Annotated in this window: 14 protein-coding genes; 5 read left to right on the plus strand and 9 right to left on the minus strand. The window is 38.2% G+C overall.

Annotated elements, in window-relative coordinates:
* Positions 1-19: 19 nt before the first annotated feature.
* Together AC2IP4_RS01915 and AC2IP4_RS01920 are read right to left on the minus strand one after the other, a co-directional pair.
* Positions 20-1,354, minus strand: coding sequence for an IS4 family transposase (locus AC2IP4_RS01915; protein WP_486310247.1), 1,335 nt, complete (start codon positions 1,352-1,354; stop codon positions 20-22).
* A 140-nt stretch (positions 1,355-1,494) separates the two neighbouring features.
* Positions 1,495-2,100, minus strand: a complete 606-nt coding sequence (locus AC2IP4_RS01920; protein WP_105055481.1) for a TetR/AcrR family transcriptional regulator — start codon at positions 2,098-2,100, stop codon at positions 1,495-1,497.
* A 328-nt stretch (positions 2,101-2,428) separates the two neighbouring features.
* Between AC2IP4_RS01920 and hpt the strand changes: the two genes are divergently transcribed.
* Both hpt and AC2IP4_RS01930 read left to right on the plus strand, forming a co-directional pair.
* A complete protein-coding gene (gene hpt, locus AC2IP4_RS01925; protein WP_105055480.1) occupies positions 2,429-2,956 on the plus strand; it encodes a hypoxanthine phosphoribosyltransferase in 528 nt (175 codons plus the stop codon).
* 487 nt (positions 2,957-3,443) lie between these two features.
* On the plus strand, positions 3,444-3,695 hold the full coding sequence (locus AC2IP4_RS01930; RefSeq protein WP_375321210.1) for a DUF1127 domain-containing protein: 252 nt from the start codon (positions 3,444-3,446) through the stop codon (positions 3,693-3,695).
* An 84-nt stretch (positions 3,696-3,779) separates the two neighbouring features.
* Here the strand turns inward: AC2IP4_RS01930 and can are convergent, their stop codons facing one another.
* Positions 3,780-4,433: a carbonate dehydratase gene (can, locus tag AC2IP4_RS01935; protein WP_181044595.1), complete on the minus strand. Its 654-nt coding sequence runs from the start codon at positions 4,431-4,433 to the stop codon at positions 3,780-3,782.
* 339 nt (positions 4,434-4,772) lie between these two features.
* Between can and AC2IP4_RS01940 the strand changes: the two genes are divergently transcribed.
* The 3 genes from AC2IP4_RS01940 to AC2IP4_RS01950 all read left to right on the plus strand — a co-directional run bounded on the left by AC2IP4_RS01940 (position 4,773) and on the right by AC2IP4_RS01950 (position 8,312).
* The gene (locus AC2IP4_RS01940) at positions 4,773-6,428 is read left to right on the plus strand and encodes a SulP family inorganic anion transporter (protein ID WP_375321209.1); all 1,656 of its coding nucleotides are present in this window, start codon (positions 4,773-4,775) and stop codon (positions 6,426-6,428) included.
* A 196-nt stretch (positions 6,429-6,624) separates the two neighbouring features.
* Complete coding sequence (locus tag AC2IP4_RS01945) at positions 6,625-7,542, plus strand: ABC transporter ATP-binding protein (RefSeq protein WP_375321208.1); 918 nt, start codon at positions 6,625-6,627, stop codon at positions 7,540-7,542.
* The gene (locus tag AC2IP4_RS01950) at positions 7,542-8,312 is read left to right on the plus strand and encodes an ABC transporter permease (protein ID WP_375321207.1); all 771 of its coding nucleotides are present in this window, start codon (positions 7,542-7,544) and stop codon (positions 8,310-8,312) included. The genes AC2IP4_RS01945 and AC2IP4_RS01950 overlap by 1 nt, the downstream gene beginning before the upstream one ends.
* A 71-nt stretch (positions 8,313-8,383) precedes the next feature.
* On the opposite strand, the gene panC is transcribed toward AC2IP4_RS01950, so the two are convergent.
* The 6 genes from panC to dksA form a co-directional block, all read right to left on the minus strand.
* Positions 8,384-9,265, minus strand: a complete 882-nt coding sequence (gene panC / locus AC2IP4_RS01955) for a pantoate--beta-alanine ligase (RefSeq protein WP_375321206.1) — start codon at positions 9,263-9,265, stop codon at positions 8,384-8,386.
* 8 nt (positions 9,266-9,273) lie between these two features.
* Positions 9,274-10,068, minus strand: coding sequence for a 3-methyl-2-oxobutanoate hydroxymethyltransferase (gene panB / locus AC2IP4_RS01960; protein ID WP_375321205.1), 795 nt, complete (start codon positions 10,066-10,068; stop codon positions 9,274-9,276).
* A 22-nt stretch (positions 10,069-10,090) separates the two neighbouring features.
* Positions 10,091-10,576 (minus strand): 2-amino-4-hydroxy-6-hydroxymethyldihydropteridine diphosphokinase, encoded by a 486-nt coding sequence (gene folK, locus AC2IP4_RS01965; RefSeq protein ID WP_375321204.1) that lies wholly within the window; start codon positions 10,574-10,576, stop codon positions 10,091-10,093.
* Positions 10,573-11,898 (minus strand): polynucleotide adenylyltransferase PcnB, encoded by a 1,326-nt coding sequence (gene pcnB, locus AC2IP4_RS01970; protein WP_105055471.1) that lies wholly within the window; start codon positions 11,896-11,898, stop codon positions 10,573-10,575. Before pcnB ends, folK begins: the two co-directional genes overlap by 4 nt.
* 123 nt (positions 11,899-12,021) lie before the next feature.
* Positions 12,022-12,915 carry a tRNA glutamyl-Q(34) synthetase GluQRS gene (gluQRS, locus tag AC2IP4_RS01975; protein WP_105055470.1) on the minus strand — a complete coding sequence of 298 codons (894 nt, stop codon included), beginning with the start codon at positions 12,913-12,915 and terminating at the stop codon, positions 12,022-12,024.
* Positions 12,916-12,979: 64 nt separating this feature from the next.
* Entirely contained in the window at positions 12,980-13,429 is a 450-nt protein-coding gene (dksA, locus tag AC2IP4_RS01980; RefSeq protein ID WP_105055469.1) for an RNA polymerase-binding protein DksA, read from the minus strand.
* Positions 13,430-13,455 lie beyond the last annotated feature (26 nt).

Here is a 13,455-nt window from a genome sequence, read left to right on the forward strand (position 1 = left end):
GATTAATCAGTAATGCCAGTCAGTTAAGCTGACTGGCTTTTTTCTTTTTCCAGCAAGGGTACTTCACGGCTTTAGCTCGAACTCTCCTTGGATAGCGCCTATCTTCTCTCTTTGGCGGTAAAATGTAGTGAGCGGTATTTGCCTGTAAAGAGGCGATAGTCTTCGGGATATTACCTGCACTATTTAGTGACATTGTGTACAACATATTTATGATTGCCAGCGAGCATGATGTGAAACTTAATTGGTTTGCGTGAAGCCCCTTCACCGTATGTGACATCTTAACCATTTGATATCTAAGTAAGTTATAACCAAGTAATATCCCCCATAATTCTTGTCTAATCATCTCAGGCTTTTTACTTCGAAGGTGATGCTCACTATTTAGAAGCGTCTGTTTCATTTCTCTATAACCGACTTCTATCTCCCAACGCTCACTGTACAGCTCTACCATTTCAGACGATGGAAAACGCATTGGATCAACCATTGAAGTTAAAATTTGAGTCTCTTTTCCTTTCACTTTTTTACTCACTAACCGAGCTTCAATATATTCCGGCAGATCAAGGAACTTCTTTCTAGCTTGTGGCGATGTTTTTAAACGCACTAATTTATCTTGTCGACCTAAAGTTCGTACTTCCTCATATATTGTTCCTTTCTTCACAGGAAGCAACCAATGACGTTCCGATCCTGTTGTAGACCATTTATGAAGTAAGCCAAGGGAATAAAATCCTTTATCAAACAAAGTTATAGAGTTATCTGGAGTGGATGAGATAAGTTGTTCAGCTAAAACCATTTCACTGACTTTTGTGCTATCAAAAGCACTATTGATCAATAAATGGCTAGTGAGTTCCATTTGGCATACCATTCTGATTTTAGGGTAGCAGGTTTCGCCATGCTGATTACTTTTAGGTTCAAATACTTGAAGGTTTTCTTTTGTGTCAGGCGCTCGCCAAACTACGCCATCAACACCTAATAATTGTAAACCGTTCCATGTTGGATGGTTTGCTTCGGTATTCCAGATTTCAGCTGTTGATGTGAAAATATGTCTTACTGCTTCGCTTCCAAGTCTTTGTCTCGCTTGAACTACTGCACTCGGAGCCACTAGTGGCCGCTTTCCTGGCAGCATAAGCTGCATATTACTGGTAATGTCCCAGACTGACTCATCTCGATAGAAAGCCATGCCTAACACAACCCAAATCATCATATCTAATGGTAATCGGCGCTTACGGATCGTAGCTATCCCAGCCTCTTCTAAACATTGATTAATAAATTCAGGAGGTAATATATCACTGAGTTTTCCGAGAGAATCAGAATCAGGGACGAAATCATTAGCCAGTGTTAGAGCTTTAGTTAGTTGCATAAAAAATCCGATATTGGTTACCCAATATCGGATTTTGAAGGTTTTTAACGATCAGTCAAATGATCTGGAAAATTTCTTAACTGATCGGCATTACTGATTAATCAGCGGTTTTTTATTATCTACTTTCTGAGTTCTGAATATTATTTATAAATACACAGCATATTTAAGAAGCAGTTAGCCGTATCTTCAAGCTCTTCAGCTGCGTGATTACGGTTTGCTTGGATAAATACAGTATAGCAGATGCCATGAAGCATTTTCGCTAGGTTTTCAGGAGTATGGTCATTACATACTTCATTACGTTCAATTCCTTCAGTAAACATAGTGCGAATAATTTTTTGATTATTCACATGTGTACTTAAGAAAAGAGGCCATACTTCTTCACGAGTCGAAGTACTCCACTCAAACCATACCTTAATCCACTTATTACCAGATTGAACAGTATCAATAATGTTCATTAATAATGTATGAAGGTTTGATCGAACATCTACATCAAGATCAATGGAGTCTTTAACGAATTGATGAAATTGCTCTTCTACTTTATTTAATACATCATCAACAAGATCTTCTCTTGTTGGGAAATAATTAAATACAGTAGCGACTGAGACTTGCGCTATTTCAGCAACATCAGCATGGCCGCCACGACCAATACCACGTTGTGAAAATACCTCAATTGCAATATCAAGCAGTTGTTCTTTGCGCTTTTCTGGAGATAGCCTTGTTCTAGGCCTTTTTTGGATCGTATCCATATTATTATATCCTTGCCAACAAATTATTATTTTATATAGGGTTTTATTATTATTATGCTCAATAACTTTACATAAGGCAGCTTATATATTCAACAAATATTCACTTAATCAATTAAAAATATGACGTACTTAAAGGTTATTTATAAAAAATTGCAATGGTTTACCGTATTAATCCTTTTGATTTTAATTGATTTTATAAAATTAGATGGTTAGTCATAAAGTGGCATGAAAAACTTTTGTAATTCGACGCATGTCATTAGTGGTTTTGTTGTAGACTATATAGGTCTAAATCCTACCGTGGGTAGGTTCAACGAATAAGTGAGATGGTATGAAACATACAGTAGAAGTGATGATCTCTGAACAAGAGGTAAGCCAGCGAGTTAAAGAGTTAGGCCAACAAATATCTGAGCATTATAAAGCATCAGAAGGTTTAGTCATGGTTGGTTTATTACGTGGTTCATTTGTATTTATGGCTGATTTAGCTCGTGCGATTGAAACACCAATGACGGTTGATTTCATGACGGCATCAAGCTATGGCAATAGTATGGAAAGTACTCGTGATGTACGAATCTTAAAAGATCTTGATGATGATATTAAAGGTAAAGATGTTTTATTAGTTGAGGATATTATTGATACTGGTAATACTCTGAGTAAAGTGTGCGAGATCTTATCTATTCGTGAACCAAACTCAATTGCTATTTGTACTCTACTTGATAAGCCTTCTCGCCGTGAAGTTGATGTTAAGGTTGATTGGATTGGTTTTTCAATTCCTGATGAGTTTGTTGTTGGTGTTGGTATTGATTACGCTCAAAAATACCGTAACTTACCTTATATTGGTAAAGTCGTACCTCAATAATAAGTATTGAATTAAATAAACGCATTATTAAAGGCGGGGGATACAAAGTATTTTCCGCTTTTTTATTATCTATAGAACTACTAATTATAATATATAGCTAATAATAGTGTGGTTTGGATATATACAAAATATTTACTAAGTAAATAGTGAAGTTAATTCAGAATATCAGTGTGTTTATTTTGTTTTGTTTTTGTTGAAGTTTTGTGCTTGATTATTAATCACTAGCGGTTACAATTTAACCGTAAATCAAATTTACAACTTACCTATTTATAGAGTTAATTTTAAGTTTTAGGAGGTCAACATGACAGTTATTCATTCATACAAAATGTGTTGTGCCACCATTACATCGTTTACTACTGGTAACGATCAAAATTTATAATTAATTCGTAACCTTCTTGGCTGCGAATATTGCGGCTATCTAAGAAGGTATACTCCCATCTTTACTATTTTAGTCGCGTTATTTCTAGCCATATTTTGGAGAAATATTATGCGTCATTCACTATATCTACATTTAGCTACTTTATTAATTAAAGCCGATTTTGCACGAGAAGCACGCGAGTGGAAACGAAGAGTTCGTAAAGTTCAGTATGAAATCCCATGGGGAAATGAATATCTTTTAAAAGACATTGGCTTACATATTGATGGGCGTACTATTAGCCATTTTGAAGTCACTGAGATTAAAGCGGAACGTCAAGTTCGACATCTTCGCCGACTCATACGTTTGCGAATAACAACGTAATAAAAAGCCAGAGAAAGAAGATGTGAATACTTTCTCTGGCTAACTTTCTTGATGGTAAAAAGTAGAACTATTCGCTTTTTATCATCAATTATTCACATGAGTGATTACTGACATAGCTGCTTGATAGGATATTTCTAATGATTCACGGCTGTGGCCTTTAACGCCAAGATCATTTAATACACCATCTCCCATACCATAAACAACGCCGTGAACTTGAACATCTTGACCTCGTTCCCAAGCGGTTTGCATTACGGTTGAATTACCTACGTTATAAACTTGCTCAGCAACATTTATCTCACATAATTTATCGCCCCACTTTTCACGAGGGATTTGACCAAATACGGTTCTATGTTTTAGGTATAAGTCTCTAATATGAAGTAACCAGTTATTGATTAACCCTAACGGTGGGTTTTCGATGGCAGCATTAACACCGCCACACCCATAATGACCACAAACAATAATGTGCTTAATTTTTAATACATCGACAGCGTATTGTAATACGGATAAGCAATTTAGATCGGTATGAATCACTTGATTGGCTACATTACGGTGCACAAATAACTCACCTGAATGTAGTCCTGTTAAACGCTCTGCAGGAACTCGACTGTCTGAGCAACCAATCCATAGGAACCCTGGGCTTTGTCCTTCCTCAAGTTGGGCAAAATATTCTGGACGTCCAGCTTTAATTGATTTAGCCCATTTAGAATTGTTTTCAAAAAGCTCTTTGATCTCTGGCATTTTAAATTTTTCATCCCTTAAATACATAAGAAGAAGGGGTTTTACCTAAACTTCTTTCTGTTAAAAACGTCAACAGGTTTATTTACTATACACAATGTTACAATTTCAATCTGCTAAAAAGTTACTCTAAAAGCACTCATCTGAGGAGTAGAAGCTTGAAATAAGGCGCTTTATGGTGAGTACTAGATAAATAGGACACAAGGAAACGTGAATGGTTCTAATTAACCGTTATGAGAGGTGAGTTACATTTGTTAAATTAAGTATCTTATCTTTGAGTTCATTATTTATAAAAACAAATAACATAACAAAGTTACCATTATTTATTGCAGGGAGTGATTTGTGTTTGGGCAACGATTTGAAAATATAAATCTAAAGGGTGATTTGTTTGGTGGCGTTACAACCGCCATCATTTCATTGCCATTAGCGTTGGCGTTTGGTGTTGCTTCAGGAGCAGGAGCAGAGGCGGGTCTCTGGGGCGCAATAATGGTTGGTTTTTTTGCGTCCTTATTCGGTGGATCTTCAACATTGATCTCGGAACCTACCGGGCCAATGACCGTGATTATGACCGCGGTCTTAACCAGTATGGTTGCTAAATACCCTGAGACTGGAATTGCAATGACCTTTACCGTCGTAATGATGGCGGGTGCTTTCCAAATATTATTGGGGACATTAAAGCTAGGGAAATACATTACATTAATGCCTTACAGTGTAATTTCAGGCTTTATGTCTGGGATTGGCGTTATTCTCATTATCTTACAGCTTTCACCTTTACTGGGTCATGCGGCGCCATCTGGTGGTGTCATGGGTACGCTTACTGCTTTACCTGATACATTAGCTAACTTAGACATTAAAGAATTATTTCTTGGCTTACTGACGCTCGCAGTTCTGTTTCTTTTTCCCCTGCATTATCGTAAATATGTTCCTGCGCAATTAGTCGCTTTAGTCGCAGTAACCTTCATTTCAGTCATTATCTTTGATATGAGTTCTATTCGCCGTATTGGAGAGATCCCTGCCGGTTTGCCCTCCATTGTCATTCCTACCATTAACAGTGATATGTTTATGACCATGGTGATTGATGCACTTGTTTTGGGGACATTAGGGTGTATTGATACGTTGTTAACCGCAGTTATAGGCGATTCTTTAACTCGTAAAGAGCATGATTCAGATAAAGAATTACGAGGTCAAGGTTTGGCTAATATGATCTCTGGGCTATTTGGTGCTTTACCGGGGGCGGGCGCAACAATGGGAACGGTAACGAATATTCAGGTTGGCGCTCGTTCTCCTTTATCAGGTGTATTTAGAGCTGCAGTACTTGCTTTAGTCGTATTAGTCGCTGGTGGGTTAACTGAACCTATTCCAATGGCTGTATTGGCAGGCATTGCTGTATATGTTGGTTTTAATATTCTGGATTGGAGTTTTATCCAACGAGCGCATAAAGTAAGTTTTGCAGGTATGGCGATCATGTATGGCGTAATGCTACTGACGGTATTTGTTGATTTGATTGTTGCGGTTGGTCTTGGTGTTTTTATTTCAAACATTATTATTATCGAAAGGTTGAGTCGTGAACAAGCAAGACAAGTTAAAGCAATTAGTGATGCTGATGAAGACGACGTACCTTTAACAGATAGTGAAAGAGCGCTGCTTGATAAGGCAAACGGAAAAGTATTGTTCTTCTATCTATCTGGCCCGATGATCTTTAGTGTGTCAAAGGCGATCTCACGTCAACATAGTAGTATTTCTGACTATGAGGTGATGATCTTAGATTTAACGGATGTGCCGATGATTGATGTTACTGTTGGCTTAGCCTTAGAGAATGCAATTAAAGATGCGTTAGATACAGATTGCCAAGTGTACTTACTATGCCCTAATGAGAATACGAGAATGCAGTTAGAAAAATTCCATATCTTAGATTTAATTCCGGAGCAAAAAACCTATTCTTTTCGTTATGAAGCACTTAAATCAGCGATTAAACAAGTCTCGCCCAATATTGATTAGGAGTGTGAGTTGAACTTTAAAAATGGCTAAATATTATATTTAGCCATTTTTTATCCAAGCGATTTCTTTTTTGATGATTCAATACGTTTAGTAATAGATTGTTTTGATTAATCGCAATCATGCAATTGCATTCATCGTCATTCAACGATAAGCTAGTTGTATTAATAGATGCTTAATCTAGGTGCTAGGTAAATATATGTACGCATTAGAAATAGAACAATTAAGAAAAACCTATGCCGGAGGCTTTGAAGCTCTAAAGGGCGTAGATTTAACGGTTGAAGAAGGTGATTTTTACGCTTTGTTAGGACCAAATGGGGCTGGGAAATCAACTACTATTGGGGTTATTAGTTCACTTGTGAATAAAACCTCTGGCCGAGTGAAGGTGTTTGGTCATGACATTGGTACTCATCTGGTTCAAGCAAAGCAACAAATTGGATTAGTACCTCAAGAATTTAATTTTAATCCATTTGAAACGGTGCAACAGATAGTTATACAACAAGCTGGCTATTATGGTGTATCTCGAACTCTTGCTAAAGAGCGAGCTAAAAAATACTTATCTCAACTCGATCTTTGGGATAAAAAAGATGATCGAGCACGTAATTTATCTGGTGGTATGAAGCGTCGCTTGATGATTGCTCGTGCATTAATGCATGAGCCAAAGTTATTAATTCTTGATGAGCCAACAGCGGGCGTTGATATTGAACTGCGTCGTTCTATGTGGGAGTTTTTAAAACAGATCAACGAACAAGGGGTCACTATTATTTTAACAACGCATTACCTTGAAGAAGCGGAAATGCTATGTAGGAATATCGGGATTATTAATAAAGGGGAAGTCATTGAAAATACCTCAATGAAACTGCTGCTTAATAAGCTTCAAGTTGAGACCTTTATTTTAGATTTGGCTGAAGGTAGCCCTATTCCTCAGCTAGAAGGCGCGAAAGTAACAAGCAGTAAAGAAGGATCTATAGAGGTTGAAATCGATAAGTCTCAAGGATTGAATTACCTTTTTGAGCAATTGAATCATCAAGGTGTCAATGTGCTTTCTATGAGAAATAAAGCGAACCGATTAGAAGAGTTATTTGTCAGCATTGTTCGTAATGGAGAAGCTAAGTAATGATGAATTTATATTGGACTGCGTTTAAAAGTCTTATTTCTAAAGAGATAAATCGATTCACTCGTATCTGGGTACAAACGCTTGTACCACCTGCGATCACCATGACTCTTTACTTTATTATTTTTGGTAACTTGATTGGTTCTCGAATTGGTGAAATGAGTGGTTTTAGTTATATGGAATATATTGTTCCAGGCTTGATTATGATGTCAGTTATTACGAATTCTTACTCTAATGTGGCTTCTTCATTCTTTAGTGCTAAATTTCAAAAGAACATAGAAGAGCTATTAGTTGCTCCTGTACCTAATTACATCATTATTGCAGGTTTTGTTGGCGGTGGTGTTGTTCGTGGACTATTGGTTGGAGCTTTAGTTACTTGCGTATCACTGTTTTTTGTTGATATTCAAATTGCTCACCTTGGTGTAATAATGCTAACCGTATTAATGACATCAATTGTGTTCTCTTTAGGTGGATTAATTAATGCCGTTTTTGCGAGAACATTTGATGATATTAGTATTATCCCTACTTTTATTTTAACGCCATTAACGTATTTGGGTGGTGTGTTTTACTCTATTAATTTATTGCCTGAGTTTTGGCAAGGAGTATCAAAGTTAAACCCTATTGTTTATATGGTGAACGCTTTCCGTTATGGCTTTTTAGGGGTGTCGGATGTAGGTATTGGAACTGCTTTTTCTGTGTTAACGGTTTTTATTCTTGCTTTGTACGCTATTGCTTTTCGTTTAATATCAAAGGGAACCGGCTTAAGAAGCTAAGGGATATGTTTTAAAAAAGGGCTGATGATTAATAATCATCAGCCCTTTTCAATATGGTGATAGATTTAGAACTACTCTTCTGTTTCTTCTTCGTTTGCTGCAATATGAAGTTCAACAACCAAGTTATCGATTAATCGAACTTGGCCTAGAAAGGCTGCCATTAAGATAACGGCTTGAGTTGTTTCTTCGTTTGGCTCTTGAAGTGTTCTTGCATCACGAATGAAGATTTCATCAGGTTGTAAATCAGCCGCACGCAGTTGATCACTGGCATCTTCAATTAGTGAAGCGTAATCTGTACGACCACCGCGCATTTGACTGCTGATCCAACGCATTGTGCGCGCTAAAACGGGAGCTCGTTGACGTTCATTTAATGTCAGAAGATTATTGCGTGAGCTCATAGCTAAGCTATCAGCTTCACGCACCGTAGCAACGCCTACAATCTCAATATCTAAGGCCATATCAATCACCATCTGACGGATAAGAGCAAGTTGTTGGAAGTCTTTCTCGCCAAAACAAGCAACGTCAGGTTGAACGATATTAAACAACTTATTTACAACAGTAGAAACACCTTTAAAGTGCCCAGGACGAGAAGCGCCTTCTAAGATAGTCGAGATAAAAGGAACATCAACCGTTGTTTGTTTATCTAATCCTTCTGGATACATGATTTCAGGAGTAGGAGTAAAAACTAAATCTACTTTTTCAGCCGTTAGTTTCTCTACATCATCATCAAGGCTACGAGGATAGTTCGTTAAATCATCAACATTGTTAAATTGCATTGGATTAACAAAAATACTCGCAATAACAATATCTGCGTGTTCGCGTGCAGTGCGAACAAGGGTAAGGTGACCTTCATGCAGATTGCCCATGGTAGGAATAAAAGCAATACGCTTTCCTTCACGTTTCCATGTTTTAATCTGCTCACGTAATGGCAGAATTTCAGAAAAAATGTCCATTACGTTCCTTAATTAAATGTATGTTCAGCAGCAGGGAATAGCCCTTGCTCAACATCTTGAATATATTTAGTTACCGCGGTGCGCATATCACCGGTTTCAGCTAAGAAGTTCTTAGAGAATTTAGGCATGTAGTTCGCAGAGATACCAAACATATCGTGCATAACTAGGATTTGACCATCAGTGCTGTTACCTGCGCCAATACCAATTACTGGAACTTTACATGCTTTAGTGATGCGGTCAGCAAGTGAAGCCGGAACGCATTCTAGTAAAATAATTTGAGCCCCTGCTTTTTCAAGCGTTAATGCATCTTTTACCATTTGATCTGCTTTTTCTTGATTACGGCCTTGGATTTTGAAACCACCAAAAATATTAACTGATTGAGGCGTTAAACCAAGATGTGCACAAACAGGTACTGCACGTTCAGCAAGGATGCTAATCGTTTCTGCTATCCATTCACCACCTTCAATTTTCACCATATTAGCGCCAGCTTGCATTAATTTAGCAGCGTTTTCACAGGCTTGTTGAGGGGTTGCATAGCTCATGAATGGCATATCAGCCATTACTAAGCTATTTGGGCTCCCTGCACGAACACAGCGAGTATGGTAAGCGATCTCTTCTGTTGTTACAGGTAATGTGTCATTTTTACCCTGTAAAACCATACCTAATGAATCACCAACAAGTAAAACAGGCATTTCTTGCTGTTCAAATAGTTGAGAGAAACTAGCATCGTAAGCCGTTACTGTTGCAAATTTACGACCTTCTTGCTTCCATTTCATTAAGTCATTAATAGAGATTTTTTTCATAAAACATCCTTACTAGAAGCGATTACGCTTTCCAAATCGTTAAGCCATTTCTGTCTACTTTTTTGAGTAGTTGAGAAAGTGTTGTTCCGTCTGGAAATGTTAAATCGTTATAAATTTCTGCGAGCGGATAAAGAACAAATTCACGTTTTTTCATGCCGTAATGAGGCACCGTTAATCGCTCATTGTCGATCGTTTGATCGCCAAATAAAATAATATCGAGATCGAGGGTTCTTGGTCCCCAACGTTCATCTTTACGAACACGACCTTGCTCAAGCTCAATCTTTTGAGTGAGGTCAAGTAGGTCAAGAGGTTCAAGGTTTGTTTCAAGCTCAACAACGGCATTAATGTAATCGGGTTGATCTTGAGGGCCCATTGGAGAGCTACTGTAAAGCGAAGACGTTACTGTCACTTTAGAGTTTGGCAGGTGATGAAGTGCTTCAATCGCAACTTTCGCCTGCTCTACTGGGTTTCCAAGATTACTCCCAATTGCAATAATTACTTTGATCATGAGTCGTTATTTGCTCTTTTTTTCTTACGATATGGACTACGACGCTTGCGTGTACCTGTAGAACGACCGCCATGTAAACCTTGAATCATGTTATTACGATGTGGGGCTGGGGCATCTTGGAATTCAGTCCACCAATCAGCTAAAGTTTTCACTTCCCCACCTTCGACCGCCCCACGCATTTCTAAGAAGTCATAGGCAGCTCGGAACTTTTGCTGTTCAATAAGAACAAAGGCGCGTTTTCCATTACGACGAGGAAGTCGAAGCTGAAGTTGCCAAACGTCACGAATAGTCGCGGTTAGTCTGCGTGGAATCGCAGTACTTTTAACTTGAATATCAAGCATGATATTAGACGCTTCCATAATGGATTCGTAGTGATCATACTTTGGATTCTCATCTTGCACTTCTTGCGCTTTAGCTGTTAATGGATACCATAACATTGCTGCAAACATAAAGGCTGGGTTAACACGCTTGCCACTATTAATACGCTTGTCTGTTGAGCGTAATACTAGTTCGATCATTTGCTCTGTTGGGCTATTACCTTCTTCAGTTAAGAAAGGAGTAAGCGCAGGGAACAATTGCTGAAATAAATTAAACTTACGTAGCATGTAGTAGGTGTTTAGCCCCTTACCTGCTTGCAGTAATTTTAGTGACTCTTCAAATAAACGAGCGGCAGGGATATCACGCAATAGTGGTGATAACTCAACCATTGGTTCTGCCGTTTTATCGCAAATCGTCATATCTAATTTAGCAGCGAATCGCACCGCTCGAAGCATACGAACTGGGTCTTCACGGTAACGCGTTTCAGGATCACCAATTAAACGTACAATGCCGTTATTTAGATCTTCAATACCGTTGGCATAATCGTGAATCGAGTAGTCAGCAATATTGTAATACATTGCATTTATTGTGAAATCACGACGCTGTGCATCTTCTTCAACTGTGCCATATACGTTATCACGTAATAGCATGCCTTCTTTAGATTGAGATGATATGTTTTTTTTCTCTGACTCTTCTTCTTTATGGTGACCACGGAAAGTCGCCACTTCAATGACATCTCTACCAAAAAGAATATGAGCTAGACGAAATCGGCGACCAATTAATCGACAGTTTCTGAATAGTTTTTTGATTTGCTCTGGTGTGGCATTTGTAGCGATGTCGAAGTCTTTAGGTTCTTGGCCTAGAAGAATATCGCGTACACCTCCGCCTACTAGATAGGCGTCATATCCAGCATTGCTCAAACGGTAAAGTACTTTTAGCGCATTATCGCTAAGGTCTTTACGTGAAATATTATGTTCTTGGCGTGTGATTACGTTCAGTTTCAAATCCTCTGTAGAGCAAATATCACTGTTGTTTTTGAGTAAATTACGACAAAAACGGGCAACTTGATTAAAGATAATTTACCTCGATATTCAAGTGAGCAGTCAAAAATAGGCGCACATCATAGCTTAAATTGCAGGTTTTGAGAATGGGGTAGTGATCTCAAGCCCAGTTGGAAGCTGTTTTAGTTGCCAATTTTTGATTGCCCATTGAAAAATTTCATTCAATGTGGCGGTTTCTATGTCCTTTGGTAAGGAAAAACCTAAGAATTGTAACGCAGCAAGTAACGTTGGTTTTGGATCCGCGTTATCAATAGCAGGAGCATAGTTTTGTTTTGATAGTTTATTCCCTGAATCATCAACAGCAAGTGGTAAGTGAAGATAACTGACTTCTTTTTTACCTAATTGACGATAAAGAGAGATTTGACGTCCTGTAGGTTCAATTAAATCTGCCCCTCGAACGACTTCTGTTATTCCTTGTTCAATATCATCCAATACAACTGCTAGATTATAAGCAAACAAGCCATCCCGACGTTTGATAATAAAATCTTCTTGAGCTAATTGAGATGGTATTTGAATAGTGCCATGTTTCATATCAGAAAATGATTCAACAGGGTGTTGCATAACAAGACGGACGGAAGCGCTTTCTTTTGGATGTTGCTTATGTTTGCAATGCCCTAAATAAAATCCACCATCCTCCTTGATTTGTTTACGAGTACATTGACAGAAATACGCGTTATGCTCTTTAACCCATTGGTCGATTTGAGATTGATAAAGATCATGTCTTTGGCTCTGATAAACAATCTCACCATCCCATTCAAATCCATAGCTTGCTAGGGTTTCGATAATTAGACTTGACGCACCTGCGATTTCTCTAGGTGGGTCCAAATCTTCAATACGAACTAGCCACTGGCCTTGTTGAGACTTTGCTTGTAAATAACTGCCTAAAGCAGCAACAAGAGAACCAAAATGCAATGGGCCTGATGGAGATGGTGCAAAGCGACCTATGTATTGAGTAGTCATCGTATATCACTGTATAAACGTAAAAAAGGGAGCCAGCGCTCCCTTTTTATTATTTTGATTGGTATTAGCCAGCCATTTGCTTTTCTTTGATTTCTGCAAGTGTTTTACAGTCAATACAAAGATCAGCGGTTGGGCGTGCTTCTAGGCGACGAATACCGATTTCAACACCACAAGAATCACAGAAGCCGAAATCTTCTTCTTCAATTTTGTTTAGTGTTTTTTCAATTTTTTTAATTAGACGGCGTTCACGATCACGATTACGCAGTTCTAAACTAAATTCTTCTTCTTGAGCGGCGCGATCTACTGGATCTGGGAAATTCGCTGCTTCGTCTTTCATGTGATTTACTGTGCGTGCAACTTCATCCCTAAGTTGATTACGCCAAGCTTCTAGAATCTTAGTAAAGTGTTCAACTTGAGCTTGGCCCATGTACTCTTCACCAGTTTTTTCTTGGTAAGGTTCAACACCAGCGATAGCTAGAATACCTAGCGTTCTTTTTGTATTGCTCTCAGGCATTACAGCTTCTCCTAAACGTCTTTGAC

It is taken from the genome of Aliivibrio thorii (assembly GCF_057368585.1).

Bases quoted from the DNA above. Each gene is read 5' to 3' on its own strand.
- AC2IP4_RS01915 (WP_486310247.1), bottom strand. From the start codon at position 1,354: ATGCAACTAACTAAAGCTCTAACACTGGCTAATGATTTCGTCCCTGAT.
- AC2IP4_RS01920 (WP_105055481.1), bottom strand. From the start codon at position 2,100: ATGGATACGATCCAAAAAAGGCCTAGAACAAGGCTATCTCCAGAAAAG.
- hpt (WP_105055480.1), top strand. From the start codon at position 2,429: ATGAAACATACAGTAGAAGTGATGATCTCTGAACAAGAGGTAAGCCAG.
- AC2IP4_RS01930 (WP_375321210.1), top strand. From the start codon at position 3,444: ATGCGTCATTCACTATATCTACATTTAGCTACTTTATTAATTAAAGCC.
- can (WP_181044595.1), bottom strand. From the start codon at position 4,433: ATGCCAGAGATCAAAGAGCTTTTTGAAAACAATTCTAAATGGGCTAAA.
- AC2IP4_RS01945 (WP_375321208.1), top strand. From the start codon at position 6,625: ATGTACGCATTAGAAATAGAACAATTAAGAAAAACCTATGCCGGAGGC.
- AC2IP4_RS01950 (WP_375321207.1), top strand. From the start codon at position 7,542: ATGATGAATTTATATTGGACTGCGTTTAAAAGTCTTATTTCTAAAGAG.
- panC (WP_375321206.1), bottom strand. From the start codon at position 9,265: ATGGACATTTTTTCTGAAATTCTGCCATTACGTGAGCAGATTAAAACA.
- panB (WP_375321205.1), bottom strand. From the start codon at position 10,068: ATGAAAAAAATCTCTATTAATGACTTAATGAAATGGAAGCAAGAAGGT.
- folK (WP_375321204.1), bottom strand. From the start codon at position 10,576: ATGATCAAAGTAATTATTGCAATTGGGAGTAATCTTGGAAACCCAGTA.
- gluQRS (WP_105055470.1), bottom strand. From the start codon at position 12,915: ATGACTACTCAATACATAGGTCGCTTTGCACCATCTCCATCAGGCCCA.
- dksA (WP_105055469.1), bottom strand. From the start codon at position 13,429: ATGCCTGAGAGCAATACAAAAAGAACGCTAGGTATTCTAGCTATCGCT.